The organism is Polaribacter vadi, assembly GCF_018861005.1.
Lineage (GTDB): Bacteria > Bacteroidota > Bacteroidia > Flavobacteriales > Flavobacteriaceae > Polaribacter > Polaribacter vadi_A.
Window position 1 is genome coordinate 1 of record NZ_JAHKQL010000030.1, and the last position, 3,655, is coordinate 3,655.

General features: G+C 27.3%; 6 protein-coding genes. All 6 read right to left on the reverse strand.

The annotated features are described in order from the left end of the window. Positions 1-272 precede the first annotated feature (272 nt). Positions 273-491: a hypothetical protein gene (locus tag KO506_RS12935; protein WP_215995342.1), complete on the reverse strand. Its 219-nt coding sequence runs from the start codon at positions 489-491 to the stop codon at positions 273-275. A gap of 254 nt (positions 492-745) precedes the next feature. Further along, the gene (locus KO506_RS12940) at positions 746-1,024 is read right to left on the reverse strand and encodes a hypothetical protein (protein WP_215995343.1); all 279 of its coding nucleotides are present in this window, start codon (positions 1,022-1,024) and stop codon (positions 746-748) included. A gap of 152 nt (positions 1,025-1,176) precedes the next feature. Then, a complete protein-coding gene (locus KO506_RS12945) occupies positions 1,177-1,785 on the reverse strand; it encodes a hypothetical protein (RefSeq protein WP_215995344.1) in 609 nt (202 codons plus the stop codon). A gap of 164 nt (positions 1,786-1,949) precedes the next feature. Continuing rightward, complete coding sequence (locus KO506_RS12950; RefSeq protein ID WP_215995345.1) at positions 1,950-2,390, reverse strand: lipocalin family protein; 441 nt, start codon at positions 2,388-2,390, stop codon at positions 1,950-1,952. 171 nt (positions 2,391-2,561) lie between these two features. Continuing rightward, positions 2,562-3,251 (reverse strand): tetratricopeptide repeat protein, encoded by a 690-nt coding sequence (locus KO506_RS12955; protein ID WP_215995346.1) that lies wholly within the window; start codon positions 3,249-3,251, stop codon positions 2,562-2,564. A 151-nt stretch (positions 3,252-3,402) separates the two neighbouring features. Beyond that, a partial coding sequence (locus KO506_RS12960) for a hypothetical protein (protein ID WP_215995347.1) occupies positions 3,403-3,655 on the reverse strand: 253 nt, incomplete at its 5' end.

A 3,655-nucleotide genomic window follows, 5' to 3' on the forward strand; every position in this document is an offset into this window, starting at 1 on the left:
CGGGACAGTCTGATTAAATCTTTGACTTGAAAGGTTCACTGTAACGTCTAATTACTTTGTCATTTTTATACATAATGTTTAAAATTATGTAGCCTTTATTCCGGATAAGACATTATTATGCACAACGTTGATGTATATGGTTTGTTGCGTGTTTCAAGCAACTAATTTAGTAAATAATTACTAACCAAGAAAGTCCGCGAGGACTTTCGTAAGTAAGAAAAAAGCCAGCAATAAATTATATGCGGTGTTGGCAATCAGGCTTTATTCAGATGTTATTCAGTTAAATTTAATTCTATTAGTTTCGTGCTTTTTAGTTTTTCAATTTCAGAATCTGTTAAGTTCCATTTATAAATTCGATTGTTAAGTTTTTTTAATTCTCCAAACTCAGATATAGTTTTCTTTTGTACAGGATTGGTAAAATGAGATTCGTTCAGATAATTGATTGGATATAAATTCTTTATTGCTCCGTTTAAAATATTAGTTTTCTTCAAATTCCATTTGAAATCTTTTTCTAAAATCTTAACTGATGTTGAAAATAAGCCTTTCTTTATTTTTCTTTCAGTTCCAGCGTTAAAATCCGATGCGAGTTTTGTAGTATATCCGTAATCAAAATCTAATTCCGAAATTAGGTTTTTGTTAAGTTCTAAAATCGTTTATTCATTAACATATTCCGCTTTAATTTGCAGACAAAAGTCTATTGTCGATTTTTCAGGTTTTTCCATCAAATTCAGCATTTGATTGTCAATTAAAAATATGTGTCAGTTTTGTCAGAATTAAAATCTACTATACAAATGACTATTTCCTTTTTGGATTTCAGTGCTTTTTCAAATCCTTTTTTTGTTTTGTAACTTGATTGATAATTTATATCAAAATTTTCCGATTTAAGTTTTGTTCTTTCTTCAATCAGATTATTACAGAATAGAATTTTAGATTCCATATCAAATTTTTCTGCCGAATTTTGGTCAGTTAATTTGAATAATTTTATTATCCAATTTTCCGTCTGTTTTTTCTTTAGGAAGTTCATTTTCAGCTTGTTGTCAACGTGTTTGTACAAGGTTAGTTGCGTGGTTTAGCTATAAAGTTAGTAAATAATTACTGACAAAGAAAATCCGCGAGGATTTTCGTAAGTAGGCTAGAAGCAAGCAATTAATTTTGTACGGTGTTGCCATTAGTACTTTATCTTTTCAGAGATTCAGTTTCACTTCTTGTTTTCAGTCGTTTTGACAATGAAAATAATATTATTGCAAGTAGAATAATATATCCAATAACATTTTTTAAAACTCCAAAATTGGCTATACCAAGTATTAGTCCAGATATTCCTGGTCCTCTTCCATTTTCAATAAGTTCATATTCTATTCCATTTTCAATTTGAAGAGCAAGATAAAGTGACCAAAGAAATATTCCAGTTATAAATAATAAAGCAAAGAATTGAGCTTTCGCATATTTAAAAACACTTGGTAATTCAGAACTATATTTCAAATTAGGAATGTCTTGTTTTAAGAATTCAAAAATTTCCGTTTTTATTTTTTCTTCTTTTACAATTAATTCCTCTTCAGAGTCATTTCCAAAAAATATTTTAATTTCATTCTTTCCTTTTTGATTTTCAATTTTTTTAATATATGAATAAGGTATACTAAAAATGTTTTCCAAAAAAGTAAGATTGGTTGATTCCGAATTCAGTTTATTAAGTTCTTCTTGTTTAGGGTTTCCTTTGTATATACCATTGTCTTTTATGACAATCAATTTATTAGATTTAGAATCATTTATTTTCCAAAATTTCTTCATTTATTTCTGGTTTTTGGGTATTAATGGCAACGGTTTTGTGTATGATTTCGTTGCGTGTTTAATCACTAAAGTTAGCAAATAAATCACAGATAGAAAGTCCGCGAGGACTTTCGTAAGTAGGCTATAACCAGCAATGAATTATACACGGTGTTGTGTGTAGTACTTTATTTCAGAAATCTAATTCTTTCTCCAGTATCAGGATCCGACAAAAAATACCATAATTGATAATTCTCCTTTAACTTATAAATTTCTAAATTCTTTGAGGTTTTTATATCGTTAAAATTCAGTTTAATTTTTTTCGTATCATATTGCTCAATAATTTTCCACGTTCCAGATGAAGTTCCGTTATTAATTTCTCGGTCAAATAGATTTTGAGAATTATTCATTTCGAAAAGATTATCAGGCTTAAATGTCAAAACAATACTATCAGTTTTAATTTCCGAAAGATACTCGTATGAAAATTTGTCCATTTTCCAAGTTCCTATAATATCATTTGAATTTACTTCAACATTTTTTCTCTCAATATTTACATCGATTGGTCCCATAAAATGGCAAGATGTAAATCCAAGAACTAAAATTAATAAAATCCAATAATGTCTTTTCATTTCAATTTTTGAGTTTGGTTGGGTATTACACACAACGTGTTTTTGTATGGTTTGTTGCGGTTTTAAGCAATAAAGTTAGTAAATAAAACACAAACCAAGAAAATCCGCGAGGATTTTCGTAAGTAGGCTTTTTGCAAGCAATAAATTATACAAGGTGTTGTAAGTAGTTCTTTATTCTTCACAAATTTTATTTATTCTAACTAATTCGTTTATTTCAACTCCGCTTATTATTCCGTTATTCATAGCTTTTCTGTAATTCAAACAAGCATTGACAGTATCTTTCAAATATTCATATGATTTTCCTATCTGGTAATAAGAAGTTCCATCTAAAATTCTGTTTTTGGAATCGATAATTTCTTTAAATACTGATTCAGCTTTTTTAAATTCTTTCATTTTATGAAGTGCAAGAGCTTTTTCTAACCTCAATTCATTAATTTCAACATAATACTGGAAATCTTTATCAAAGTCTCCATTATATTCAATAAATATTAATTTCTGCTTTTTAGCGACATTTATAGCTTTTGAAAAATAAAAGATTGCAGAATCATTCAAGTTTAATTTTAAATAATTGTTAGCAATATTAGAAAAAGCAAGAGTATTTTTATTGTCAAATTTTATAATTCTTTTGTAATCTAAAATAGCACCTTTATAATTTTTTAATTCAGATTTATTAGCTCCTCTATTAATTAGTGAAGGTCTGAAATAAGCATTTTTTTTCAAGATTTCATTATGAATTAAATTCGCTTCTTTGAAATATCTCTCATTTTCAAGTTTTGTTGCTTCAAAATAAAGTTCTTTATCTGTTTTCAGTTTGTCACAACTAATCAGAATTGTTATTAAAATTATAAAGATTTTTTTCATTTTTGAATTACTTACAACGTGTTTGTACAAGGTTAGTTGCGTGGTTAAGTAATAAATTTACTAAATAATTACTGACCAAGAAAATCCGCGAGGATTTTCGTAAGTAAGCAAAAAGCAAGCAATTAATTTTGTACGGTGTTGTACAACGTTTTTAATTCAGGCAAGCTTTTATAGAATTCTTATAATTTTCCATTCCAACTATTTCTTTTCTTTTTGTTTTTCTCCATTTCCCTTTGTAAATTATATCTAAAAGCTTCATTGTGTAAAAATTATATTCAGTTACACATTCATAAATTTTTCCTTCGCAACCAAGTTCTACATATTCAACTTTGTACTTTTTTTCAAACCTTTTATCTTTTCTTGAATTTTCAATTGGTGAAATTCCACTATTCAAGTAAAGTTTT

Bases quoted from the DNA above. Each gene is read 5' to 3' on its own strand.
- KO506_RS12940 (WP_215995343.1), bottom strand. From the start codon at position 1,024: ATGAACTTCCTAAAGAAAAAACAGACGGAAAATTGGATAATAAAATTA.
- KO506_RS12945 (WP_215995344.1), bottom strand. From the start codon at position 1,785: ATGAAGAAATTTTGGAAAATAAATGATTCTAAATCTAATAAATTGATT.
- KO506_RS12950 (WP_215995345.1), bottom strand. From the start codon at position 2,390: ATGAAAAGACATTATTGGATTTTATTAATTTTAGTTCTTGGATTTACA.
- KO506_RS12955 (WP_215995346.1), bottom strand. From the start codon at position 3,251: ATGAAAAAAATCTTTATAATTTTAATAACAATTCTGATTAGTTGTGAC.